The following is a 23,392-nucleotide window of genomic DNA, read 5'->3' as shown; positions in this document are numbered from 1 at the left end:
CCTTCCGGCGTTGCTTTCAACCCCTACATTTCAAGGGAACCAGAATGGGCAAAATCGCACTGCTGTTTGCGATGATTTTTCTGCCAGCCGTTGTCTTCGCCAGCGTACCGGATTCGGTTACCCCACTGGCCCCGGTAAGCAAAGAGTTAAAGAAACAACTAATTGGTACCCCCGTGTACCTGCAAATCTTCAAAGAAGAACGCACGCTGGAACTGTACGGCAAAATCGGCAACGAATTCCGCCTGCTTAACAGCTATCGCATCTGTAATTTTTCGGGTGGATTGGGGCCAAAGCGCGTACAGGGTGACTTCAAAAGCCCGGAAGGTTTTTACAGCGTGGGACTTTCCCAGTTAAAACCAGACAGCCGCTTTTATCGTGCGATCAACGTCGGATTCCCGAACGAATACGATCGCCAGCAGGGTTATCAGGGGAAATATCTGATGATCCACGGCAACTGCGTGTCAATTGGCTGCTATGCCATGACCGATGCCTATATGGATGAAATTTATCACTATGTGGAAGCCGCGCTGCGCAATGGCCAGCCACGTGTTGAAGTCAGCATTTATCCGTTCCGCATGACCGACAGCAACATGCAGCGCCATCGCTACTCCACTTACATCAATTTCTGGAAGCAGTTGCAGCCGGGTTATGCGCAGTTCGTGCAGACCAAACAGCCTCCGGCGGTCAACGTCAGCGAAGGCAAGTACGTACTGAGCCGCCCGATGGCAGGCAACTCAGCCGCAGAGGAATCAGCGCTCGCGCTCACCCAGGCAAAATAACGCCCATTCACCTGGCTCAATCTTGTGCCAGGTTTCATTCGCCGTCAGCGGCTGAGTGGCCACCACTGTGACCACGTCATTCGGCGTGGTCTGCTTCTGAAAATCAATTTCCACATCCTGATCCAGCAACTTGGCTTTGCCGAATGGCGCACGTCGGGTGATCCAGAACAGATTGGTCGAACAAAACGCCATCAGGTAGCGGCCGTCTGACAGCAGCATGTTAAACACCCCTTTCTCACGCATCTCTGCCGCCAGTTCCGCAATATAGCGGAAGACGGCTGGCCAGTTGCCCGGCGTACGCGGATAGCGAGTGGTCAGCTTATGCAACAACCAGCAGAAGGCAATCTCACTGTCGGTTTCACCCACTGGGCGATAAGGGCCGGTATCCAGGTTTTTATAGCCTTTAAGCTGCCCGTTGTGCGCGTAAGTCCAGTTGCGCCCCCACAGTTCGCGGGTAAACGGGTGCGTATTTTCCAGCGACACTTCACCCCGGTTAGCCTGGCGAATATGCGCCACCACCGAACAGGACTTAATCGGATATTCCTGCACCAGTCGGGCAATCGGCGATTGAAAACTGGGTTGCGGATCTTTAAATGTGCGGCAGCCTTTCCCTTCATAAAAGGTAATGCCCCAGCCATCTTTATGCGGACCCGTTCCGCCACCGCGCTGCACCAGCCCGGTAAAACTAAAACAGATGTCCGTCGGGACGTTCGCGCTCATCCCAAGTAGTTCGCACACAGGATTACCTCGTGAAAATAGATTCTATCCCCAATGGATTTCACATTGCAGGAAGGCGGCAAACGAGTGAATCCCCGGGAACTTACACGAATAAGTGACCGGGGTTCACGAGAGCAGCCAACGCACCTGCGGCGTGAAAGAAGAAGGGATTATTTGACCATCTCTTTTTCGATGAGCAGCATCAGGATATGAATCACTTTGATGTGAATTTCCTGAATGCGGTCAGCATAGCCGAAGTGCGGCACACGAATTTCTACGTCAGCCACGCCATCCATTTTGCCGCCGTCTTTACCGGTCAGGGTGATTACTTTCATCCCTTTGGCGCGCGCAGCTTCAACCGCTTTAATAATATTACCGGAGTTACCCGATGTGGAGATCCCTAACAGCACATCCCCTGCTTTCCCCACCGCTTCAATGTAGCGTGAGAAAACAAAATCATAGCCAAAGTCATTACTGACGCAGGACAGGTGGCTGACATCAGAAATCGCGATCGCCGGATAGCCTGGACGGTTTTCACGGTAGCGCCCCGTCAGCTCCTCAGCAAAATGCATCGCATCGCAGTGGGAACCGCCATTACCACAGGAGAGAACCTTCCCACCCGCTTTAAATGAATCAGCCAGCAGCACGGCCGCACGCTGGATCGCCTCGATGTTTGCATCTTCACTAAGAAATTTATTCAGCGTCTCTGCCGCTTCGTTCAGCTCGGCGCGAATGATGTCCTGATACATAGGGATGTCCTTTTAGGAAAGAGTTACTGTAGGAGTTTATCAAGTTGCCAGAGAGCCGGGAAGCGATCTCCCCGCCCCCCGGAGGGATTAACGCTTCGTGCCACCGCTTTGTGAGCCAGGTTGTAATTATTATGTAAACAGATTGCACCTGGCGCCGTGGTAATCTAAACATATAACCAACAGGTCGGACCTCTTACTACTTACGGAGCACATGTTATGATGGTTCTCAGTATTGTGGCGACGATCGTGCTGATTGGCGCCCTGTTTTATCACCGTATTAATCTGCTGGCTGCCAGTGCAGTCTTGCTGCTCTGGACCGCTGTGCTCGGATTGGCAGGGCTGTGGACACTTTGGCTGCTGGTTCCGCTGGTGCTTATTCTGCTGCCATTTACTCTCCTGCCCATGCGCCAGGCGCTGTTCAGCAAACCCACGCTGAACACTTTCCAGAAAGTGATGCCGCCGATGTCACGCACCGAAAAAGAAGCCATTGATGCCGGTACCACCTGGTGGGAAGGCGATCTGTTCCGTGGCACACCGGACTGGAAAAAACTTCATGCCTATCCGCAACCGCGACTGACGCCGGAAGAGCAGGCATTTATTGACGGTCCGGTAGAGGAAGCCTGCCGCATGGCAAATGACTTCCAGATCACCCATGAAATGGCCGATCTGCCGCCTGAGCTCTGGGCGTATCTCAAACAGCACCGCTTCTTCGCCATGATTATCAAGAAAGAGTACGGCGGCCTTGAATTTTCGGCCTACGCTCAGGCGCGCGTACTGCAAAAACTGTCAGGGGTCTCCGGTATTCTGGCGATCACTGTGGGTGTGCCTAACTCCCTTGGCCCGGGCGAACTGCTCCAGCATTACGGGACTGAAGCGCAGAAAGATCACTACCTGCCTCGTCTGGCACGCGGCCAGGAGATCCCCTGCTTTGCCCTGACCAGCCCGGAAGCGGGTTCCGATGCCGGTGCCATCCCGGATGTTGGTGTGGTATGCATGGGTGAATGGGAAGGTCAGCAGGTGCTGGGTATGCGCCTCACCTGGAACAAACGCTATATCACCCTTGCTCCTATTGCCACGGTGCTCGGCCTGGCGTTTAAGCTTTCTGACCCCGACCATTTGCTGGGCGAAACGGAAGAGTTAGGGATCACCTGTGCGCTGATCCCGACGCAGACACCGGGCGTGGAAATTGGTCAACGGCATTTCCCGCTCAACGTACCGTTCCAGAACGGCCCGACACGCGGCCAGGATATCTTTGTGCCGATTGATTTTATTATCGGTGGCCCGGAAATGGCCGGACAGGGCTGGCGAATGCTGGTTGAGTGTCTGTCCGTGGGCCGTGGCATTACTCTGCCGTCCAACTCCACCGGCAGCCTGAAAAGCATTGCTCTGGCGATCGGGGCCTATGCGCATATTCGTCGTCAGTTCCGCCTGCCGATTGGCAAGATGGAGGGGATTGAAGAACCGCTGGCACGCATCGCCGGGAACACCTATGTGATGGATGCCGCCGCCACGCTGATCACCAGTGGCATTATGCTTGGTGAAAAACCGGCGGTGCTGTCCGCCATCGTGAAATACCACTGTACTCATCGCGGTCAGCGGGCAATTGTTGACGCCATGGATATTGCGGGCGGTAAAGGCATTATGCTCGGCAGCAGCAACTTCCTTGCCCGCGCTTATCAGGGGGCGCCGATTGCCATTACGGTGGAAGGCGCCAACATTCTGACCCGCAGTATGATTATCTTCGGCCAGGGTGCTATTCGTTGCCACCCTTACGTGCTGGAAGAGATGGCGGCAGCGCAGAATAATGATGTGACAGCCTTTGATAAGGCGCTGTTCAGCCATATCGGCCACGTGGGCAGCAATACGCTGCGCAGCCTGTGGCTGGGGCTCACGGGAGGCCGCACCAGCGCCTCGCCGACTCGCGATGCCACCCGCCGTTACTATCAGCATCTGAACCGCGTCAGTGCCAACCTTGCACTGCTGTCGGATGTCTCAATGTCCGTGCTGGGCGGCAGCCTGAAACGCCGCGAGCGCATTTCGGCGCGCCTTGGCGATATCCTGAGCCAGCTCTATCTGGCCTCGGCAGCGCTGAAACGTTATGAGGATGAAGGACGTAACGAAGCAGACTTACCGCTGTTGCACTGGGGCGTTCAGGATGCGCTGAATCAGGCAGACACGGCTATCGACGACCTGCTGCGCAACTTCCCGAACCGCCTGGTGGCGGGCCTGGTGCGCGCCGTGGTGTTCCCGACCGGCCGTCACAGCCGGGCGCCGTCCGACCGCCTGGATCATCAACTGGCGCTTATTTTGCAGGTACCCTCTGCCACCCGCAGCCGCCTGGGGCGCGGTCAGTATCTCGCACCGAGTGAACACAACCCGGCAGGCCAGCTGGAAGAAGCGCTGCACGATGTGATGGCCGCAGAAGCGATTCATGACCGCCTGTGTAAACAGCAGAAAAAACATCTGTCGTTTACCCGTCTGGATGCACTGGCAGCACAAGGGCTGGAGGCGGGATGGGTCACCCAGGAAGAAGCCGATATTCTGATCCGTGCTGAAGTCAGTCGTCTGCGCTCAATTAACGTGGATGAATTTGACGCCGATGCGCTGGCAACTCAACCCGTCAAATCCCCAGCGGCCGAGCCACGTAAGATTGAAGCCGCATAATATCAACAGGGTGGCCAGAAATGGGTCACCCTTTTTTATTTCATCAATCATACCGATGTTAAATATTAGCGTACTATTGATCCGTTCCCTCTTTTTATTCCCCCTGCTCCTGCTCTTAATTTTAAACTAATAAAACTCGCTTATATTTTCCCGTAAAGCACATCGCTTTCCTCTGGGGGAATAATAATGACTGAAACGCAGCGCAACTTAAGTAAAATTCCGGCGATAACCGCCATCTTTTGGTTAATCAAAATTGCGGCAACGACACTGGGTGAAACCGGTGGTGACGCGGTGACCATGTCAATGGATCTGGGTTATCTGACGGGCACACTGATCTTTGCAGTGATATTTATTGCAGCAGTGATTGTTCAGATTAAATCACCGCGTTTTAACCCCTATATTTACTGGTTTACCGTGATTGCCACCACCACGGTGGGTACAACGCTGGCCGACTTTGCCGACCGCTCTTTAGGCATAGGTTACCTGGGCGGCTCCATTATCCTCAGTCTGCTGTTATTCACTTCCTTATTATGCTGGCGTGCAGTGTGCGGCACGGTGTCGGTATATTCCGTGAATAATCGCCAGTCAGAGATCTTTTACTGGGTCACGATTATGTTTTCCCAAACGCTGGGGACGGCGCTGGGCGACTGGACCGCTGATTCGGCAGGAATGGGTTATCTTGGTGGGATAGTCATTTTTGTTGTGGCACTGGTGGCTTTACTGGGATGTTATCTGTTTACCCGTTGGTCACGCACGGCGATTTTCTGGGCTGCCTTTATCCTGACGCGTCCACTCGGGGCAGTGGTCGGAGACTTCCTGGATAAACCACTGGCACACGGCGGACTGGCGCTGAGCCGTTACGGGGCCTCATTCACGCTGATGCTGTTTATAGCCGTCTGCATTCTGCTGCTGCCACAACGCTCTGCACAACGCGAAACGGCGTAACAAGAGCGCGGCGATCTGAAAGGCAAAGGGCCAGTCGTAAAATACGATTGGCCCTTTGCTATTGCCAGCCGTATCCTCAACCGTTCTGGCGGATACGTGCAATCAGTGCTTCCACATCCGGCACATGATCAGCCAGCAGGATCAGGCTGCGCCCCAGGATTATCGCCTGGCGCACGCATTCGATGCGCATCGCTTCATCTTCGATCTTCTTGATATCTGCGACCTGCGACATCCCCACGGTACGGCGGATAAGTTCAGTGCCGCAATAGCCGATGGTATCGCTCCACACCTTACGCAGGAATTCGCGGGAGTAGCCCGGCACGGCCAGCGCACGATCGCGGCTCTTCTCTGCCGCCAACGCCAGGAAACCCTCGGTGAAACTCAGCCATACTTCACGCACATCGTTAAGACGATTTTCCCGCGCGGCGGCCGCTTCACGCGGTGGCAGCAGGCCCGGTGCTGCGCAGTAGCTGATCAACAGATTGCCCAGTGCGCTGCCGATATCAAAGCCCATCGGGCCGTAGAAACCGAACTCCGCATCAATCACTTTCAGACGACCTTCTTTCACAAAGATCGAACCGCTGTGAACATCCCCATGCAGCAAGGCTTCTGCGTGGCAGTAGAAGCGATGCTTCAGGCCGCCAACGGCGAGCCTTAAGGCCTGATCATCCCGCAGGGATTCAGCCAGCGGCTCCAGCGCACGCGGATAAGCATTTCGCTCATGAACTTCGTAGGGTTCGTTGAAGAACAGCTCTTCAGTGATATCGCACAGCTCCGGGTTAGTAAAACGGATCACGTCCGCTTTTTTCTGGTACGGATGCTGGAAAAAATCAGAGGTATGGAACAGGGTTTGCGCGAGGTACTCACCCAGTTGCCCTGCCGCCTGAGGATATTCAACGCCGTTCACCAGCTCGGTACGCCAGATCGCATGGTCAGAGAGATCTTCCATCACCATCACCGCCAGTTCCGGATCGTAGTGCAGGATGTTGACCGTATGCTGCGGGCAGAATTTTCCGTGCTCAATCAGCACTTCCGCTTCCAGACGCGCACGGTCCAGGGTGAGAGGCCAGGATTCGCCCACGCAGCGCACATAAGGCAGCGCCTGCTTGACGATGACCCGGCTGACGCCGGCCGTATCAAAAATCTTGAACACCAGGTTGAGATTACCATCGCCGACTTCCTGCGAATCAACCAGCGTCTCGGGGTTCGCCACGCCGCCAAACTGGCGAGCATATTCCACGGCATCCGCTGCGGTGAACGTACGGTATTGCGACATTGATCTGCCCCTCAAAAATAACCCATGTTTCGTTGTAATAAGCCGTTCAGACGTCTATACATCCGTTGGCCATGTTGGCACAATATGATGCATTAAAGCAACCAGGATTTAACTCATGCAAACACTCAGTACCACCAGCTTACAGGTTCGTGATAATCAGCTCTGGATCCTCGACCAGCAGGCCCTGCCGCAGCAGAAAATCTGGTGCCCGACGCCGGACGTTGCCGGGCTGGTGGGTCATATTAAAGCCCTGCGTGTGCGCGGTGCTCCGCTGATCGGGCTGTCTGCCAGCCTGTTGCTGGCCCTGCTGGCCGAAAACGGCATGGCAAAACCGCAGCTTGCTGAGGCGCTGGAGGTGTTGTGTGCTTCGCGCCCGACGGCGGTAAATCTGATGAATAACCTTGATCGCATGAAGCTGGCACTGGCGCAGGATGATTTCGTTAGCGCGCTGGGCACAGAAGCACTGCGCCTGATCGATGAAGATAAAGCGCTGTGTGACAGCATTGCTGTTGCCGGTAGCGCATTGATTACGCCCGGCAGCCGTTTGCTGACCCACTGCAATACCGGCGGGCTGGCCACCGCAGGCGTTGGCACGGCGTTAGGAGTGATTGCACGCGGCTGGCAGGAAGGCACGGTCGCCAGCGTCTGGGTGGATGAAACCCGCCCCCTGTTGCAGGGTGGCCGACTGACCGCCTGGGAGCTGGGTGAGCTGGGTGTCCCTTACCGCCTGATTTGTGACTCGATGGCCGCCAGTCTGATGGCTCAGGGACAGGTTGATGCTATCTGGGTCGGCGCTGACCGCATTGCTGCCAACGGTGACGTGGCCAACAAGATTGGCACTTACAGCCTCGCGGTACTGGCGAAGTATCACAACATTCCGTTCTACGTTGCGGCACCGCATACCACGCTGGACCGTGAATGCCCGAACGGAGAGGCCATCCCGATTGAGCAGCGTGCTGCCCGCGAAGTGACGGGTGTGGCCGGAAGCTTTGGTGATGTGCAGTGGGCGCCAGACGATGCGCAGGTGTATAACCCGGCGTTTGATGTGACGCCTGCCTCATTGATTAGTGGCTGGGTGCTGGATACCGGGGTCGTCACCCCTGTGCAGGTAGAAGCGGGTGAGTTTCAGCCACGGCTTTAAGAACGATGAATTCCCTAAATTATTCGAGTTGCAGCAAGGCGGCAAAGCTGTGAGTCCCTGGCAGCATAGGTAGCTATGTGACCAGGGTGAGCAGCTGCAGTCAACGCAGCTGCAGCTTGAAGAATGACGGGGATTACGGTAAACGCGGATATGCATCGGCGATGGTGTCACCGGTAAACTTCGCGACCCAGCCTTCCTGGTTATCGAAAATACGGATAGCAGTGAAGTTGGGTGACGATCCCATATCAAACCAGTGCGGCGTTCCGGCGGGTACCGAAATCAGATCATTCTTCTCACACAGGATCTGGTAGATGTGCCCGTCAAGGTGCAGACAGAACAACCCCGCCCCTTCCACAAAGAAACGCACTTCATCTTCACCGTGGGTGTGCTCAGAAAGAAACTTGGTGCGCAGCACCTCTTTCTGCGGGTTATCTGCACGCATGCTGATGACATCCCAGCTCTGATAGCCCTTTTCTGCCACCAGACGATCAATGGCATGCTGATAGGCGTTGATCACCGTTGCGGCATCCGGGTTTTCACCCAGATCACGGTCCGCTTCCCAGCGCTCAAAGCGCACCTCTTTACTGTGCAACTTGTCGGCAATCTCTGCCGCATCGGTGCTGTGCCAGACCGGTGTGGTCGCTTCGGTATCGGTAAAAATAGTCAGTGCACTCATGAGTTCAACAGCTCCTGGTTAATCTGATCAAAACCTGCAACCTGACGATGGCGGCTCTCAGTGTCCGCGTCGCCGCGTATTAACTGCACGGTATTCCAGCCTGCATCCTGTGCGGCGTCCAGCTCCTGATGAATATCGGATAAGAACAGCAAATCCTCTGCGGGCAACCCAATCTGGCTGGCAATGTTGCGATAAGAATCGACTTCACGTTTGGCACCCACATGGGTATCAAAGTATCCGCTAAACAGGCCAGTGATATCACCGGCGTCGCTGTAGCCAAATAACAATTTCTGCGCAGCTACGGAGCCAGATGAATAAACATACAGCGCCACGCCCTGCTGCTGCCACTGTTTTAATGCAGGCAGCACATCGGCATACAGATGCCCGGTGAAACTGCCATTCTCATAACCCGCACGCCAGATCATGCCCTGTAAGGCTTTCAGCGCAGTGGATTTACGATCCTGATCCATATAACCGAATAGCACCTGCACCAGTTCATCCGGTGTCGCCTGCGGTTTACCGGCCTCCACACGCAGATCGTCAAGCGCCTGGGCCACCGCCGGTTGCTGCTGATGTTCAGTAATAAAAGCGGGAAGATGCTGACGCGCATAAGGAAACAGGATGTTATGCACAAAGCGAATATCGCTGGTGGTGCCTTCAATATCAGTGATAATGGCGCGGATCATGATTTCTCCAGAACGCGACGTTGTAATTCACACTGGAATAAAAACTCCAGCCCTTCAAGATGACGGCGCGCGTCATTGACGTCTTTGCCCCAACAGGTCAGCCCGTGGCCGCGCAGCAGAAAACCATAACGCAGTGGGGTATGGGTCGCAAACTGTTCAATACGCTGGGCCAGCGCGTCAATATCCTGGTCGTTATCAAACAGGGCAATCGGCACCGCATCAAGATGCGAGTGTTGTCCGGCCAGCGTCTTCTGCATCTCATAGCCCTGCAACGTCAGCGCCGCACTTTTCTCCACACGCGACAGCACGGTGGAATTCACCGTGTGGGTATGCAGCACCGCCCCCGCATCAGGAAACAGGCGGTAGATCAGCGTATGCAGACCCGTTTCCGCCGATGGCTTACGCCCGGAGGGGACAAGATTGGTAGCAATATCGACCTGGATAAAGTCGTCACGCGTCAGGCTGCCTTTGTCTTTGCCGGACTCACTCAGCAGGCAGAACTGTGCATCCTGGCGTACCGACATATTACCCCCCGTAGCCGGAGCCCAGCCGCGAGCGCCAATCCAGTGACAGGCAGCAACTAATTGATCTAACTGAGAGCTTTGTGTCATCTCTTTCCTTAGTGTGAAAGATGATAAAGGTAGATATAGACGTCTAAGCGTCTTGATTGCCAAATAGTAACATCGTGTTATATTGGCAGCAATACAGGACTCCAACATCACATTTCTGCGTTGCAAAAGGGTTATTACTGATGAGCCAGACGCCGTTCACCCCAGAGAGCAAACTGCCTGCGCTGGGCACCACCATTTTCACTCAGATGAGCGCGCTCGCGCAGCAGTACAACGCTATCAATCTGTCCCAGGGTTTTCCCGACTTTGACGGCCCGCAATATCTGCAACAGCGTCTGGCACATCATGTCAGCCAGGGCGCAAATCAGTATGCCCCGATGACAGGAGTCGCCCCGTTACGTGAAGCGATTGCGAAGAAAACCGCCGGGTTGTACGGCTACGCGCCGGATGTGAACACCGAAATTACTGTGACCGCTGGCGCTACCGAAGCCCTTTATGCAGCAATTACCGCGCTGGTCCGTCCGGGCGATGAAGTGATCTGCTTTGACCCGAGCTACGACAGCTATGCGCCCGCCGTTACGCTGGCTGGCGGCGTGATGAAACGCATCGCCTTGCAGCCACCTGGCTTCCGCCCTGACTGGCAGGCGTTTGCCGCACTGCTGTCGCCAAAAACGCGGCTGGTGATCCTCAATACCCCACATAATCCGTCAGCCACCGTGTGGCAGCAGAGCGACTTCGCCCAGCTGTGGCAAGCCATTCGCCAGCAGGAAATCTACGTTCTCAGCGACGAAGTGTATGAACACATTTGTTTCGATGCGAACGGTCACGCCAGCGTGCTGGCACATCCTGAGCTGCGTGCCCGTGCTATTGCGGTGTCTTCATTTGGTAAAACCTTCCATATGACCGGCTGGAAAGTGGGTTACTGCGTGGCCCCGGCGGCAATCAGTGCTGAAGTGCGCAAGGTACACCAATACCTGACCTTCTCCGTCAATACGCCTGCGCAGCTGGCTATCGCGGATATGCTGGAAGTTGAACCGCAACACTATCGCGAACTGCCAGACTTCTACCGTGCGCGCCGTGACCGCTTTGTGAAAGCCCTGTCGGGCAGCCGTTTCGAACTGCTGCCGTGCGAAGGCACCTATTTCCTGCTGGCCGATTACAGCGCCATCTCCGATCTGGATGATGTGGCATTCTGCCAGTGGCTGACTAAAGAAGTGGGCGTGGCCGCCATACCGCTGTCGGTATTCTGCGCTGATGCCTTCCCCCATAAACTGATCCGCCTGTGCTTCGCCAAACAGGAAGCCACGCTGGACGCTGCCGCGGAGCGCCTGTGTCAACTTTAAACATTACCGTCCTTCAGCAGCCGCTGGTATGGATGGATGGCCCGGCTAACCTGACCTTTTTTGACGGTCTGCTCGCCGATATCCAGCATCGTGACCTGATTATCCTGCCGGAAATGTTCACCACCGGATTTGCCATGGAGGCGGCGGCAAGCTCACTGCCCGAAAACGAGGTGATTGCCTGGCTGCAGGCGAAAGCCGCCGCGGCCCATGCGATGGTGGCTGGCAGCGCCGCGATTCAGGTGGAGAAAGGCGCGGTGAACCGCTTCTTCCTCGTGGAACCTGATGGCAAGGTGCATTTCTATGACAAGCGCCATCTGTTCCGTATGGCCGGGGAACATGAACACTATCTGGCGGGCGATCGCCGTGAGGTGATCGAGTGGCGTGGCTGGCGTATTCTGCCGCAGGTCTGTTACGACCTGCGCTTCCCGGTGTTTTCCCGCAATCAGAACGATTACGACCTGGCGCTGTATGTCGCCAACTGGCCAGCGCCGCGTGCGCTGCACTGGCAGACGCTGTTACAGGCGCGCGCCATTGAGAACCAGGCGTATATCGCCGGATGTAACCGCGTGGGTACCGATGGCAACGGCCACGCGTACAGCGGTGACAGCCGGATCATCAGCCCGCAGGGAGAAATCTTAGCCCAGGGTGAACCGCATCAACCTGCCCGTCTGGATGCCACGCTGTCGCTGGAGAACCTGCGCGAGTACCGCGAGAAATTCCCGGCATGGCGTGATGCGGACAGTTTTCGTTTGTGATTGTCACGGGTCGATGAAAACAGAGTGGGCGACCCTTTTTCCAGTCGCCCCGATTTATGAACCGCGATAGGTGGACCACGACCACGGGGTGATCAAAAAGGGTAAATGGTAGTGGCCGGTGGTGGCAATCACGAAATCAATCTGCGCGTTGACGTACAGGGTTTCACGCCCGTCGGCAGCAAAATAGTCGCCGATTTCGGCCGTCAGACGATAGTGGCCCGGTGCCAGCGGCTGCGGCGTCAGATCGCCAATACGGCCGTCAGCATTGGTGACACCAGAAGCCCGGAGCTGCCAGCCTGTCGGGCTGTTTTGTTCAAGAGCAATCGTCACACCTGCCGCCGGTTTCCCCAGGGCAGTATCAAGAATATGCGTAGTTACAGTGCTCAACGGAACGTCTCCTCTAAGCGTAATAACGTGATGTCGCGTAGCTGTTGCAGGGCTTCGTGCTGTTCCTGCTGCGCATCGTTTTGCAGGCGGCGTTGCAGCTCCGTAAGGATCTGCTCACCGCTGCGGCCTTTGGCGCGGATCAGAAAAACCTGGCTAAAGCGCTGTTCATAAGCCGCATTACCTGCCTGTAATGCCTGCGCCAGCGGAAGGTCCGCAGCATTGACCTGCCCCTGTTCACCGCGGGACAGTGCAGCCTCTTTGCCTGACCCGCCTGCACGCTCGCCAATACGCGGATGAGCAGTGAGTGCCTGAGCTAGCGCTACGCCATCCCAGGTCTGCGACAGTGACTCAGCCTGCGCCAGTAGCGCCGCCAGCGAAGCATAAGGCCGGGCATCCACCACTGCCGCAGCCCACTCAGGTAGCGCGACACAGTGTTCAATACTGTGCTGCGCGTCGGCAGCACTCACCTGGTTGAACTGCGTCAGGTTCATAGTCATCACTCCACCAAGCCGGGGCGGGGATGCCCGCCCCCTACGAAAGCCTGCCCCCTTACGAAGACCAGACCGTATGTCCGCCCCCTACGAAAGCCTGCCCCCTTACGAAGACCAGGCCGTATGTCCGCCCCCTACGAAAGCATGCCCCCTTACGAAGGCCAGGCCGTATGTCCGCCCCCTACGAAAGCCTGCCCCTTACGAAGGCCAGGCCGTATGTCCGACCCCTACGACAACCTCTACGTAGGCCTGCACCGCCAGCGCCACGTCTTCCGTCATCACGGATTCCGCCGGATGGTGGCTGATACCCCGATCGCAACGCACAAACAGCATCCCTACTGGCCAGCGTTCGGCAATGGCAATCGCATCATGCCCGGCACCGCTCGGCAGCGACAGACTGCGCCCCTGGACAGTGGTCACCGCACGGCTCAGCGCCGCCTGCAAACCGTCATCACAGCGTGTGGCCGGGATCTGATAATACTCTTCAGCGCTAAAGCTCAGTCCGCGACGCAGCGCAATGGCTTCGCCCTGAACCAGCAGTTCAGAGAGCAATTCGGCCAACGGCCGATCTTCCGGTCCACGCACGTCCAGCGTCAGGGTCACCTCTCCCGGGATCACATTGACCGCACCCGGATGGCACTGCAGTGTCCCGACGGTCGCCACCAGCTGCGGGTTATGTTCCGGGGTGCGTTGCTCAATAAACACCATCCATTCGGCGGCGGCGGCCAGTGCATCTTTCCGGTGGCTCATCGGCACCGTGCCGGCATGTCCGGCTTCGCCGGTAAAGCGACAGTTCAGGCGGCGGGCACCATTAATGGCCGTGACCACCCCCAGCGCCAGCTGCTCCTGCTCCAGGCAAGGCCCCTGTTCGATATGCAGCTCCAGGTAGGCAACGAAATCTTCGACGTCACGCGCAGCCTGCCACAGCAGATCCGGGTTAAAGCCGATATCCCTCATCGCCTGCCCCACGGTAATGCTGTTGCCGTCCGGGTGCGTCAGCCAGCTGTCGGGCCAGGTGCCGGTCAGACCGCGGCTGCCGAGCAGCGTGATGCCGAAGCGTGTCCCTTCTTCGTCGGCAAAACCGATGATCTCAATCGCCAGCGGCAGGCGCTCGCCACGATCGTGCAGATACTGCACGGTTTCAATCGCCGCCAGCACGCCGAGCATACCGTCGTAGCGCCCGGCATTACGCACGGTATCCAGATGTGAACCCAACAACAGCGCTTTCGCATCCTGCCGCTCGCCTTCATAACGCCCGCAGATATTACCCACGCTGTCCTGCCACACCTGCATTCCGGCGGCTTTCATCCACTTGCCCACCATGGCATTGGCACGCAAATGCTCCGGCGAGAGGTAAACGCGGGTCAGGTATTCCGGGGTTTCACTGATTTCTGCCAGCGCATCACAGCGTGCCATCACGCGCGCAGCGGCGGCGGCGGCGGCAGTGGCATTCATCAGGCTCTCACTCATCCGCGGCTCCCGTTGTAGTGATCCCAGGCCGCCTGCATCGCTGCACCCTGAGTACTGCGGAAACCGAGGTAGTTCAGCACCGATTCCAGTGCGCTCAGGGTCTGCATCACGCAGTCTTTGCGCGCGTTGTACCCCATGGTGCCGATGCGCCAGACCTTGCCGATCAGTGGGCCAAATGAGGTGCCGATCTCGATGCCGAAATCTTCCAGCATCAGCTTACGGACCTGATCGCCGTTGACACCCTGCGGTATCATCACGCCGAGCACGTTATTCATTTTGTGTTCGAGGTTACCGAAGGTGTCCAGCCCCATTCCCTGGATGCCCTTAAGCAGCGCATCGCCGTGCAGCTTGTGGCGGGCAATACCGTTGTCCAGCCCCTCTTCGAGGATCAGACGCGCACATTCACGGGCGCCAAACAGCGCCGAGGTGGCTTCCGTATGGTGATTCAGTCGCTCAGGGCCCCAGTAATCCATGATCATGCCGAGATCGAAATAGTTGGAGTAGATCATCTCGTCATCGCCGTCCTGATGCGCATCGGTGCGGATCCCGGCTTCCACGCATTTGCGTTGGCGGATCACGGCTTCCATTGCCGGACTCAGCGTGATCGGCGAGGTGCCGGACGGGCCACCGAGGCATTTCTGCATCCCGGCGGAGACAGCATCTAATCCCCAGGCATCGGTTTCCAGCACATTTCCGGCGAACGAAGCGGTAGCATCGGTATAGAACAGCACGCCATATTTGCGGCAGATGGCACCCAGTTCTTCCAGCGGTTGCAGCATCGTGGTGGAGGTATCGCCCTGCACTGTCAGCAGCAGGCGCGGCTTCACTTTTTTAATAGCATCTTCGATCTGGTCCGGGGTGAACACTTCCCCCCACGGCACGTCAATGGTGTGGACTTCAGCGCGGCAGCGGCGGGCAATTTCACACAGCAGGTGGCCGAAACGACCAAATACCAGCACCAGCACTTTATCGCCAGGGCGGATCGCCGACAGCAGGATGGCTTCGATCCCGGCGCGTGAGGTGCCGTCGATCAGCATCGTCCAGCGATTTTCAGTGCGAAACACGCCGCGATAAAGCGCCATCACTTCGTTCATGTATTGCGTCATCGCCGGATCGTACTGGCCCAGCAGCTGGCTGGACATAGCACGCAGCACGCGCGGATCGGCATTGATCGGTCCCGGCCCCATCAGCAGGCGCTGCGGCGGGTTAATTTGGGTAAATGTAGAGAGATCCATCATCGATTCCTATATTGAAATAACCCCTTAGGCGTTACTGGTGCAGGCAGTTTGAACACGGACAGCGCGCAAGAACCGGAGCGTACACGTAGTACGTGAGGATTCTGAGCACTGCCCAGGTTCAAAATGACAAACAAAGTCGCCTAAAGCCCACGCACCGAGGAGATAAACTGTTTTAATTCATTCGTTTGCGGGTCAGAGAAGACTGTTTTACTGTCGCCCTGCTCCCATACCCGCCCCTGGTGCATAAACACCACGCGGTCACCGACTTCACGGGCAAAATTCATTTCGTGCGTCACGAGGATCAGCGTCATGCCCTCTTTGGCCAGCTGCTCAAGCACTTTCAACACTTCACCCACCAGCTCCGGGTCCAGCGCGGAGGTGATTTCATCACACAACAGCACCTTGGGTGACATCGCCAGGGCACGGGCGATCGCCACGCGCTGCTGCTGGCCACCGGACAGATTGGCAGGATAGTAATCCATTCGGTCGCCCAGACCGACTTTTTCCAGCATCCGGGCCGCCAGCTCGCGGCACTCGGCGTCGTTTTTTTTCAGTACCGGCGCGGTGCCAGCATCACATTTTCCAGCGCTGTCATGTGCGGGAACAGGTTGAAGTTCTGAAATACCATGCCGACGGAGCGGCTGATATCGCGGGCCTGGGTATCCCGATCGGTGATGGTCATCCCGCCCAGCTTGATACTGCCTTCCTGGTAACCTTCCAGCCCGTTGATGCAGCGCAGCAGGGTACTTTTACCCGAGCCACTGCGACCAATGATGGAGATCACTTCACCCATTTCGATGTCGAGATCCACGCCTTTCAGTACGTGGTTGTCGCCATAATATTTCTGCACCTGATTAATGGTGATGAGCGGCATTGAATTTCTTCTCCAGATACTGGCTGTAGCGTGACAGCGGGTAACACATCAGGAAGTAGCCGAGGGCGACTAATCCGAACACTTTGAAAGGTTGATAGGTGACGTTATTCAGAATGGTACCCGCCTTGGTCAGCTCGATAAAACCGATAATCGAGGCCAGCGCCGTTCCTTTCACCACCTGTACGGCAAAGCCCACCGTGGGGGCAATGCCAATGCGCAGCGCCTGCGGCAGCACCACGCGGTAAAGCGTCTGGCCAACACTCAGACCGAGGCAGCGGCAGGCTTCCCACTGGCCTTTTGGCAGGGCTTTGATGCTGCCGTGCCAGATATCAACTAAAAAGGCACTGGTGTAAAACGTCAGGGCCAGCGAGGCCGCCGTCCACGGCGACACATCTATGCCGAACAGCGCCACGCCGAAGAAGGCAAGGAACAGCTGCATCAGCAACGGCGTACCCTGGAACAGTTCGATATAGCAGCGGATAATGCGGTTCGGCCATTTACGCCCGCTGAGGCGCACCATCACCAGCGGCATCGCCACCAGCGTGCCACCGAAAAAGGCGGTCAGGGAGAGCACAATCGTCCAGCGCGCCGCCAGCAGCAGATTGCGCAGGATGTCCCAGTCGGTAAAGGTTGTCATCATGGCTGCTCTCCAAACCACTTACGGCCCGCGGCCAGTAATAACTGACGCATGGCAATCGACAGCGCCAGATACATCAGCGTGGTCACCAGGTAGACTTCAAAACTCAAAAAGGTGCGCGACTGGATCAGGTTGGCGGCAAAGGTCAGCTCTTCATAGGAGACCTGCGACACCACCGATGAACCGAGCATCACGATAATGCACTGGCTGACCAGCGCCGGATAAATGCGCTTCATCGACGGTGGCAACACTACCCGAATAAAGGTCTGCGTGCGCGTCAGGCCCAGCACCCGCCCTGCTTCCCACTGCCCTTTTGGCGTCACCTGTATTCCGGCGCGGATAATTTCCGTGCTGTAAGCGCCCAGGTTAATCAGCATCGCCAGCAGCGCCGCTTCCCCTGCCGTGAGTTTCAACCCCAGATTGGGCAAGCCAAAGACGATAAAAAACAGCTGGACCACAAACGGCGTATTGCGGATCAGCTCGACATATACACCCCAGATACGGCTCAACGTCGACGGTTTACCGCTGCGCAGCGCCGCGCCGAAGATACCCAGTGCCACCCCGCCCACCGTTGCCATCACCGTTAGCTGGATCGTCACCCACAGGCCGGAGAGAAGCTCCGGCCAGAAGGGCCACAGTGCAGGAAAATTCAGTTGCCCCATCATCAGTCAGCCCCAACTAGCCCAGATCGGCTGGCAGCGGTGCTTTCAGCCACTGCTCTGAGAGACCGTTCAGGGTTTTGTCCTGAATCGCCTGCTCAATCAGCGCATCGACTTTGGCCTTCAGTGCCGGTTCATTCTTCTTCATGCCGATAAAGCACGGTGAATCCTTCAGCATAAATTTCGCCACGGGCGCTTTATCCGCGTTCTGGCGAGCAATGGCTGCTACCACCAGGTTGCCGGTGGCCACATATTCCACCTGACCCGACAGATAAGCCGACAGCGTGGTGTTGTTATCTTCATAACGTTTCACCTGTGCCTCTTTCGGCGCGATGCTGGTCAGCACCATATCTTCCACTGCCCCACGGGTGACGCCGATCGATTTGCCGCTCAGTGCTGCCGCATCTTTCAGCGTGCCGTCTTTCGGGCCAAACACACCGAGGAAGAACGGCGCGTAGGCACGGCTGAAGTCGATCACTTTCTCACGTTCCGGGTTTTTCCCCAGGCTGGAGATCACCAGATCCACTTTATCGGTTTGCAGATAAGGGACGCGGTTGGCGCTGGTCACGGGCACCAGCTGCAACTTAAGTTTCATCTGTTTCGCCAGGTACTTCGCCATATCGATGTCATAGCCCTGCGGCTGTAAATCGGTACCGACGGAACCAAACGGCGGGAAGTCCTGAGGGACCGCGATGCGGATAACGCCGCGTTTTTCAATGTCCTGTAACTGATCGGCATGCGCCGTGATGGCCTGAGAAAACAGCACGGCACCTGCCAGTAATGCGAATAACCCTTTTTTCATCTTCACTTCCCCGGTTAATACATCATGAAACGAAAGATTCTTAAAGAATTTAATTGCAACTAATGTGCCAGCGCGTTATCTGCTTCACATTTTTTACTTGACGGTAAAAGCGCAGAAAACAAAAAGTGTGTTAAATCCAAACATTAAGCGTTATTACAGCCCAGAAAACTGATTTTCAGCACAGAAAAACCGGGCAAAAGAGGGAAACACTGGCGGGAAAAAGGGTCCGAAAAAGGGCGCCCTGCGGCGCCCCAAAACCATGCAATGCACCAGAATAGCGCCCCATTAGCGCTGTTCCAGTTCATCCAGCTGGGTGTAGAGGTCAGCAATCTGATGAATACGCTGACGACCGTCACTGAGTAATTCGTGCAGTAATGCGTTGGCCAGCAGGTTGATCAGGCTGTTAGCCGCTGCATAGCTGTCGAAGGCAGAGACACTGTCCAGCGGCGCGCACAGCTGCCAGCGCGCCAGGGCAATCACCGCCTGCGCCTGGGGTTCACACAGTGCCAGCACAGGAATGCCGTTGTGCTGTAGCTGCTGTAACAACGGGCGGATAATGCGTGGGCGGCGCCGGAACGCCATCACCACCACCATATCCTCCGGGGTCAGATCCACCAGCTCTTCAGAAAGCGTCTGCCCCGGCTGTGGCAGCATCTGCACCTGTGCTCTGGCCTGCAATAACTGCTGGCGCAGGTGCAGTGCCACCGGGTATGCATTACGCATCCCAATGATAAAAATACGTTTACTGTTTGCCAGTGCCTGAACGACCTCGCCAAAGTGCGCCGCATCAATCCCGTTCACCCACTGGGTGAGGTTGGCCATCTCCTGCTTATAGTGACGGGCCAGCAGCGTATTCCCCTGCACCGCATCACGGTGGTCAGTGAGCGGCATCCCACTCTGGCGCAGGGTGCGCAGTTCGTCGCGCATATCTTTATATTTTTCATAGCCCAGGCGCTTAAACAAACGGCTTACCGTGGCCTTGGACACCCCGCTGAGACGTGCCAGATCGGCACTGTTGTAGCTGATCAGGTCATCGAAATGATCGAAGGCAAAATCAGCGATACGTTGTTCCTGCGGCGAAAGCTGCGCGTAGTGACTGCGCAGGCGTTCATCAAGCTGCATCATGTGATTAACCCTGTAACGTTTGTTTCATCCTCAGAATGATATACAAATAACGTGCCTGTCTGTAGCGCGCACCGTTGCGGGCTGAAAATCAGCCGGTTTTGAATCAAAAACCGGAGCCATACGACAGATATTCAATTGTTAACATTCTGCCGCTCGACAAACTGGAACGGCTATTGCTTTAGTCAACCTATCAGTTATCTGAACGACGGGAATGGAATGAATCAAAGTAATATGGCCCCGCTGGGCATGGCGGTGACGCCGCACCATCTGGCCAGTGAAAGCGCACTGGGTATTTTACGTGAAGGGGGGAATGCCATTGAGGCGATGGTGGCTGCTGCTGCGACGGTTGCCGTTGCCTATCCTCATATGAATGGTCTGGGAGGCGATGGTTTCTGGCTGATTGTGCCACCAAAGGGCGACCCGGTGGCGATCGATGCCAGCGGTGCGGCAGGCTCGCTGGCGACGATCGACTTCTATCAGGGCAGCAGCAGCATTCCCCATCGCGGCCCGAAATCGGCCCTGACGGTGGCGGGTACGGTCAGCGGCTGGTCAGAAGCGCTGGACATCTCGCGTGAACTGGGCGGCCAGCAACTGCCGTTGCCGCGCCTGTTGGCGGATGCGATCCGCTATGCCGCCGATGGCATTCCGGTCACCGCCTCCCAGGCGGCCGCCACCGCCAGTAAACAAGCCGAACTGGTGAATCAACCGGGATTTGCCGCCACCTTCTTACCCGATGGCGAAGTGCCGTCGTGTGGCAGCCGTTTTACCCAGCCCGATCTGGCAAACACCCTCATTCATCTGGCCGAAGCCGGGCTGGACAGCTTCTATCGCGGCCCGTTTGCACGCCAGCTCGCCAGTGAGATGTCACGCCTGGGAATGCCAGTCACGCTGGAAGATCTGAACCGTCAGCAGGCGAAACGCCGGACGCCGCTGCGTATCCGCCACCAGTACGGTGATGTCTTTAATATGACACCGCCCACGCAGGGCCTGGTATCACTGGCGATCCTGGGGATCACCGACCATCTGAATATGGCCGATGCCGATGAGGCACAAACCATTCACCGCATTGTGGAAGCCACCAAGCTGGCCTTTGGCCTGCGCGACCGTTACATCACCGACCCGCAACATATGCGTGAACAGATGCAAACGCTGCTCGACAGCGATCGTCTGCAACAGATGGCGGCGCAGATCGACGTCAATCAGGCGGCGCCGTGGGGAACGGGTAAAGGGCCGGGCGACACCGTGTGGATGGGCGTGATGGACAGCAGCGGGCTGGCCGTCTCCTTTATTCAGAGCATTTATCACGAATTTGGTAGCGGTGTGGTGATCCCCGGCACCGGCATTACCTGGCAAAATCGCGGCGCGGCTTTCAGCCTCGATCCCGATCACCTGCTGGCGCTGATGCCGGGTAAACAGCCATTCCACACGCTGAACCCAGCGGCAGCACGGTTGAACGATGGCAGGACGATGGTATACGGATCGATGGGCGGCGATGGCCAGCCACAGACTCAGGCGGCCATTTTTACCCGCCATGTGGTACAGGGCATGGGATTGCAGCAGGCGGTGAGTGCGCCACGCTGGCTGCTGGGGCGCACCTGGGGCCAGGCCTCCGATTCACTCAAGCTGGAAGGCCGCTTCCCGCCAGAAACCATTGCCACGCTGCGGGCGCTGGGCCATGAAGTTGAGCTGTTGCCTGATTTCAGCGAAGCCGTGGGCCATGCGGGCGCGATTGTGCGTCACAACAACGGGATGCTCGAAGGGGCATTCGATCCGCGTAGCAACGGCAGCGCGGCCGGGTTTTGAAAAAGAGGGAAACTGAGATGAGTATCAAGCAAACGGCGCCCGACTGGGCAGCCTATGTCACACAGATGGAGCAGGTGCTGGCACTGGAACTCGACGACGCACGCCGCGCCGAGCTGCTGACCCAGTTCAACCGCATTGCCAGCATGGCCGCGCCGCTGATGGCCTTCCCGCTGGACGATCGCCTGGAAGTGGCTGGAGTGTATAAAGCATGAATCTGGCCGCACTGTCGATTGCCGAACTGACCCAATTGCTGGCTAAAGGTGAGTTGAGTGCACGCGAGATCGCCCTGCATACGCTGTCGGCGATCTCGCAGCATAACCCTGAGCTGAATGCCTGGACCCAAATCACGCAGGAGCGCATGTTGCAGGAGGCGGACCGGGTTGATCGCCTGAAACAGGGCAACCTGCCGCTCCCCCCACTGGCAGCGGTGCCTTACGCAGTCAAAAATCTGTTTGATGTGGCCGGACACGCGACGCTGGCCGGGGCCAGTTTATTCAGCGATCGTCCGGTGGCACGTCAGGATGCCTGGGCCGTGCAGAAGCTGGCCGCCGCCGGCGGACTGCTGTCCGGGATGCTGAACATGGATGCGTATGCCTACGGTTTCACCACCGAAAACAGCCATTATGGTGCCACGCGTAATCCACACGATCTGGCGCGGATTGCCGGGGGATCGTCGGGGGGGTCGGCTGCCGCCGTGGCCGCCGGGCTGGTCCATTTCTCCCTCGGTTCGGATACCAACGGCTCGATCCGCGTTCCGGCCTCACTGTGCGGCATTTTTGGTCTTAAGCCGACCTACGGTCGCCTGTCGCGCAGCGGCAGTCATCCGTTTGTCGCCAGCCTTGACCATATTGGTCCATTTGCCCGCCGCGTCAGCGATCTCACCCACGTCTACGATGTGTTACAGGGGAGCGATCCTGCCGATAGCTTCCAGGCGGAGAAGGCTATGCAGGCAGTCAGCCCCCTGCTGGAATGCGGCAGTGAAGGGTTACGCTTTGGCGTGCTGGGCGGTTACTTTCAGCAATGGTGCGATGACGACGCCCGCGCTGCGGTGGCGGTGGCTGCCAGCGCACTGAATGCCAGCGAAGAGGTCGTGCTGCCGGAGGCCGAACTGGCGCGTACGTCGGCGTTTATTATCAGCGCATCTGAGGGCGGGAATCATTATCTGCCCGCGCTACGCCGTGCACCTGATCGCTTTGAACCGTTGTCGCGTGAGCGCCTGCTGGCCGGGGCGATGATCCCCGCCGCCTGGTACATTCAGGCCCAGCGCTTCCGCCGCTACTTCCAGCAGCAGGTGCTGCCGCTGTTCGATCATGTGGATGTGTTGATTGCACCGGCTACCCCCACCAGCGCCACATTGATTGGCCAGGAGACCATGCACATTAACGGCAATGACCTGCCGATCCGCGCCAGCATGGGCATGTTAACCCAGCCCATTTCGTTCCTCGGCCTGCCGGTGACCACGGTGCCATTACGCACCCGCAGCGGATTACCTATCGGTCTGCAACTGATTGCCGCCCCGTTTAATGAAGCCGCCTGCCTGCGTGCCGCCAGCGCGCTGGAGCAGATGGGCATTACGCACGCGGCCCCTGCGGATAGGGAGCATTGA

At 57.2% G+C, this 23,392-nt stretch carries 23 protein-coding genes and 1 pseudogene; 9 read left to right on the top strand and 15 right to left on the bottom strand.

All coding sequences use genetic code 11. The features are described from left to right. Positions 1-44 precede the first annotated feature (44 nt). A complete protein-coding gene (dpaA, locus tag WH279_RS08765; RefSeq protein WP_339455882.1) occupies positions 45-779 on the top strand; it encodes a peptidoglycan meso-diaminopimelic acid protein amidase in 735 nt (244 codons plus the stop codon). Here dpaA and WH279_RS08760 read toward each other — a convergent pair. Together WH279_RS08760 and lpcA are read right to left on the bottom strand one after the other, a co-directional pair. Continuing rightward, positions 750-1,517, bottom strand: a complete 768-nt coding sequence (locus tag WH279_RS08760; protein WP_133846219.1) for a class II glutamine amidotransferase — start codon at positions 1,515-1,517, stop codon at positions 750-752. The two genes, dpaA and WH279_RS08760, sit on opposite strands and share 30 nt — an antisense overlap. Before the next feature lie 149 nt (positions 1,518-1,666). After that, the gene (lpcA, locus tag WH279_RS08755) at positions 1,667-2,245 is read right to left on the bottom strand and encodes a D-sedoheptulose 7-phosphate isomerase (RefSeq protein WP_133846218.1); all 579 of its coding nucleotides are present in this window, start codon (positions 2,243-2,245) and stop codon (positions 1,667-1,669) included. 216 nt (positions 2,246-2,461) lie between these two features. On the opposite strand from lpcA, the gene fadE reads away from it, so the two are divergent. Then, positions 2,462-4,909: an acyl-CoA dehydrogenase FadE gene (fadE, locus tag WH279_RS08750; protein WP_339455879.1), complete on the top strand. Its 2,448-nt coding sequence runs from the start codon at positions 2,462-2,464 to the stop codon at positions 4,907-4,909. 186 nt (positions 4,910-5,095) lie between these two features. Further along, complete coding sequence (locus tag WH279_RS08745) at positions 5,096-5,854, top strand: COG4705 family protein (protein WP_339455877.1); 759 nt, start codon at positions 5,096-5,098, stop codon at positions 5,852-5,854. A gap of 76 nt (positions 5,855-5,930) precedes the next feature. On the opposite strand, the gene mtnK is transcribed toward WH279_RS08745, so the two are convergent. Further along, positions 5,931-7,130 carry an S-methyl-5-thioribose kinase gene (gene mtnK, locus WH279_RS08740; RefSeq protein ID WP_133846216.1) on the bottom strand — a complete coding sequence of 400 codons (1,200 nt, stop codon included), beginning with the start codon at positions 7,128-7,130 and terminating at the stop codon, positions 5,931-5,933. Between the two features lie 115 nt (positions 7,131-7,245). Between mtnK and mtnA the strand changes: the two genes are divergently transcribed. Continuing rightward, a complete protein-coding gene (mtnA, locus tag WH279_RS08735; protein ID WP_339455875.1) occupies positions 7,246-8,271 on the top strand; it encodes an S-methyl-5-thioribose-1-phosphate isomerase in 1,026 nt (341 codons plus the stop codon). A 133-nt stretch (positions 8,272-8,404) separates the two neighbouring features. Here the strand turns inward: mtnA and WH279_RS08730 are convergent, their stop codons facing one another. From WH279_RS08730 to WH279_RS08720, 3 genes are read right to left on the bottom strand one after another with little or no spacing between them, the layout of a single operon-like run. Then, the gene (locus tag WH279_RS08730) at positions 8,405-8,947 is read right to left on the bottom strand and encodes a 1,2-dihydroxy-3-keto-5-methylthiopentene dioxygenase (protein ID WP_133846214.1); all 543 of its coding nucleotides are present in this window, start codon (positions 8,945-8,947) and stop codon (positions 8,405-8,407) included. Beyond that, on the bottom strand, positions 8,944-9,633 hold the full coding sequence (mtnC, locus tag WH279_RS08725; RefSeq protein ID WP_339455871.1) for an acireductone synthase: 690 nt from the start codon (positions 9,631-9,633) through the stop codon (positions 8,944-8,946). Before mtnC ends, WH279_RS08730 begins: the two co-directional genes overlap by 4 nt. Continuing rightward, positions 9,630-10,244: a methylthioribulose 1-phosphate dehydratase gene (locus WH279_RS08720; protein WP_200641287.1), complete on the bottom strand. Its 615-nt coding sequence runs from the start codon at positions 10,242-10,244 to the stop codon at positions 9,630-9,632. The genes mtnC and WH279_RS08720 overlap by 4 nt, the downstream gene beginning before the upstream one ends. A gap of 140 nt (positions 10,245-10,384) precedes the next feature. Between WH279_RS08720 and WH279_RS08715 the strand changes: the two genes are divergently transcribed. After that, on the top strand, positions 10,385-11,545 hold the full coding sequence (locus tag WH279_RS08715) for a pyridoxal phosphate-dependent aminotransferase (RefSeq protein WP_200641286.1): 1,161 nt from the start codon (positions 10,385-10,387) through the stop codon (positions 11,543-11,545). Then, positions 11,533-12,300 (top strand): amidohydrolase, encoded by a 768-nt coding sequence (locus WH279_RS08710; RefSeq protein WP_339455869.1) that lies wholly within the window; start codon positions 11,533-11,535, stop codon positions 12,298-12,300. The genes WH279_RS08715 and WH279_RS08710 overlap by 13 nt, the downstream gene beginning before the upstream one ends. Positions 12,301-12,354: 54 nt before the next feature. Here the strand turns inward: WH279_RS08710 and uraH are convergent, their stop codons facing one another. From uraH to hpxU, 9 genes and pseudogenes are all read right to left on the bottom strand, one after another. After that, positions 12,355-12,687, bottom strand: coding sequence for a hydroxyisourate hydrolase (gene uraH, locus WH279_RS08705; RefSeq protein ID WP_339455867.1), 333 nt, complete (start codon positions 12,685-12,687; stop codon positions 12,355-12,357). Then, on the bottom strand, positions 12,684-13,178 hold the full coding sequence (uraD, locus tag WH279_RS08700) for a 2-oxo-4-hydroxy-4-carboxy-5-ureidoimidazoline decarboxylase (RefSeq protein WP_339455865.1): 495 nt from the start codon (positions 13,176-13,178) through the stop codon (positions 12,684-12,686). Before uraD ends, uraH begins: the two co-directional genes overlap by 4 nt. 198 nt (positions 13,179-13,376) lie before the next feature. Next, positions 13,377-14,648 carry an allantoate amidohydrolase gene (gene hpxK / locus WH279_RS08695; protein WP_339455863.1) on the bottom strand — a complete coding sequence of 424 codons (1,272 nt, stop codon included), beginning with the start codon at positions 14,646-14,648 and terminating at the stop codon, positions 13,377-13,379. Next, the gene (locus tag WH279_RS08690) at positions 14,645-15,883 is read right to left on the bottom strand and encodes a pyridoxal-phosphate-dependent aminotransferase family protein (protein ID WP_339455861.1); all 1,239 of its coding nucleotides are present in this window, start codon (positions 15,881-15,883) and stop codon (positions 14,645-14,647) included. The genes hpxK and WH279_RS08690 overlap by 4 nt, the downstream gene beginning before the upstream one ends. Positions 15,884-16,026: 143 nt before the next feature. Beyond that, positions 16,027-16,760, bottom strand: a pseudogene (locus tag WH279_RS08685) (amino acid ABC transporter ATP-binding protein). After that, a complete protein-coding gene (locus WH279_RS08680; protein WP_339456260.1) occupies positions 16,741-17,397 on the bottom strand; it encodes an amino acid ABC transporter permease in 657 nt (218 codons plus the stop codon). The pseudogene WH279_RS08685 and the gene WH279_RS08680 overlap by 20 nt, the downstream one beginning before the upstream one ends. Next, positions 17,397-18,062, bottom strand: a complete 666-nt coding sequence (locus WH279_RS08675; protein WP_133846205.1) for an amino acid ABC transporter permease — start codon at positions 18,060-18,062, stop codon at positions 17,397-17,399. The genes WH279_RS08680 and WH279_RS08675 overlap by 1 nt, the downstream gene beginning before the upstream one ends. A 13-nt stretch (positions 18,063-18,075) precedes the next feature. Further along, positions 18,076-18,858, bottom strand: a complete 783-nt coding sequence (locus tag WH279_RS08670; protein WP_339455859.1) for a transporter substrate-binding domain-containing protein — start codon at positions 18,856-18,858, stop codon at positions 18,076-18,078. 285 nt (positions 18,859-19,143) lie between these two features. Then, entirely contained in the window at positions 19,144-19,983 is an 840-nt protein-coding gene (gene hpxU / locus WH279_RS08665) for a MurR/RpiR family transcriptional regulator HpxU (RefSeq protein ID WP_339455857.1), read from the bottom strand. A 216-nt stretch (positions 19,984-20,199) separates the two neighbouring features. Between hpxU and WH279_RS08660 the strand changes: the two genes are divergently transcribed. Genes WH279_RS08660 through WH279_RS08650 form a run of 3 tightly spaced genes read left to right on the top strand, consistent with a single transcriptional unit; the run spans position 20,200 to position 23,392 of the window. Then, positions 20,200-21,786 (top strand): gamma-glutamyltransferase family protein, encoded by a 1,587-nt coding sequence (locus tag WH279_RS08660; protein ID WP_339455855.1) that lies wholly within the window; start codon positions 20,200-20,202, stop codon positions 21,784-21,786. 17 nt (positions 21,787-21,803) lie between these two features. Further along, positions 21,804-21,998, top strand: coding sequence for an oxalurate catabolism protein HpxX (gene hpxX / locus WH279_RS08655; protein WP_339455853.1), 195 nt, complete (start codon positions 21,804-21,806; stop codon positions 21,996-21,998). Then, positions 21,995-23,392, top strand: coding sequence for an AtzE family amidohydrolase (locus WH279_RS08650; RefSeq protein ID WP_339455851.1), 1,398 nt, complete (start codon positions 21,995-21,997; stop codon positions 23,390-23,392). The genes hpxX and WH279_RS08650 overlap by 4 nt, the downstream gene beginning before the upstream one ends.

This window comes from Erwinia sp. MYb375, assembly GCF_037479175.1.
In the GTDB taxonomy this organism is placed as follows: domain Bacteria; phylum Pseudomonadota; class Gammaproteobacteria; order Enterobacterales; family Enterobacteriaceae; genus Erwinia; species Erwinia rhapontici.
Note: the sequence above shows the minus strand (reverse complement) of the source record. Positions and strands in the feature narration are given on the sequence as shown.

Bases quoted from the DNA above. Each gene is read 5' to 3' on its own strand.
- WH279_RS08675 (WP_133846205.1), bottom strand. From the start codon at position 18,062: ATGATGGGGCAACTGAATTTTCCTGCACTGTGGCCCTTCTGGCCGGAG.
- hpxU (WP_339455857.1), bottom strand. From the start codon at position 19,983: ATGATGCAGCTTGATGAACGCCTGCGCAGTCACTACGCGCAGCTTTCG.
- mtnK (WP_133846216.1), bottom strand. From the start codon at position 7,130: ATGTCGCAATACCGTACGTTCACCGCAGCGGATGCCGTGGAATATGCT.
- hpxX (WP_339455853.1), top strand. From the start codon at position 21,804: ATGAGTATCAAGCAAACGGCGCCCGACTGGGCAGCCTATGTCACACAG.
- WH279_RS08690 (WP_339455861.1), bottom strand. From the start codon at position 15,883: ATGGATCTCTCTACATTTACCCAAATTAACCCGCCGCAGCGCCTGCTG.
- WH279_RS08730 (WP_133846214.1), bottom strand. From the start codon at position 8,947: ATGAGTGCACTGACTATTTTTACCGATACCGAAGCGACCACACCGGTC.
- uraD (WP_339455865.1), bottom strand. From the start codon at position 13,178: ATGAACCTGACGCAGTTCAACCAGGTGAGTGCTGCCGACGCGCAGCAC.
- dpaA (WP_339455882.1), top strand. From the start codon at position 45: ATGGGCAAAATCGCACTGCTGTTTGCGATGATTTTTCTGCCAGCCGTT.
- WH279_RS08680 (WP_339456260.1), bottom strand. From the start codon at position 17,397: ATGACAACCTTTACCGACTGGGACATCCTGCGCAATCTGCTGCTGGCG.
- WH279_RS08715 (WP_200641286.1), top strand. From the start codon at position 10,385: ATGAGCCAGACGCCGTTCACCCCAGAGAGCAAACTGCCTGCGCTGGGC.
- mtnC (WP_339455871.1), bottom strand. From the start codon at position 9,633: ATGATCCGCGCCATTATCACTGATATTGAAGGCACCACCAGCGATATT.
- WH279_RS08660 (WP_339455855.1), top strand. From the start codon at position 20,200: ATGAATCAAAGTAATATGGCCCCGCTGGGCATGGCGGTGACGCCGCAC.
- hpxK (WP_339455863.1), bottom strand. From the start codon at position 14,648: ATGAGTGAGAGCCTGATGAATGCCACTGCCGCCGCCGCCGCCGCTGCG.
- fadE (WP_339455879.1), top strand. From the start codon at position 2,462: ATGATGGTTCTCAGTATTGTGGCGACGATCGTGCTGATTGGCGCCCTG.
- WH279_RS08650 (WP_339455851.1), top strand. From the start codon at position 21,995: ATGAATCTGGCCGCACTGTCGATTGCCGAACTGACCCAATTGCTGGCT.
- WH279_RS08670 (WP_339455859.1), bottom strand. From the start codon at position 18,858: ATGAAAAAAGGGTTATTCGCATTACTGGCAGGTGCCGTGCTGTTTTCT.
- mtnA (WP_339455875.1), top strand. From the start codon at position 7,246: ATGCAAACACTCAGTACCACCAGCTTACAGGTTCGTGATAATCAGCTC.
- lpcA (WP_133846218.1), bottom strand. From the start codon at position 2,245: ATGTATCAGGACATCATTCGCGCCGAGCTGAACGAAGCGGCAGAGACG.
- WH279_RS08745 (WP_339455877.1), top strand. From the start codon at position 5,096: ATGACTGAAACGCAGCGCAACTTAAGTAAAATTCCGGCGATAACCGCC.
- WH279_RS08720 (WP_200641287.1), bottom strand. From the start codon at position 10,244: ATGACACAAAGCTCTCAGTTAGATCAATTAGTTGCTGCCTGTCACTGG.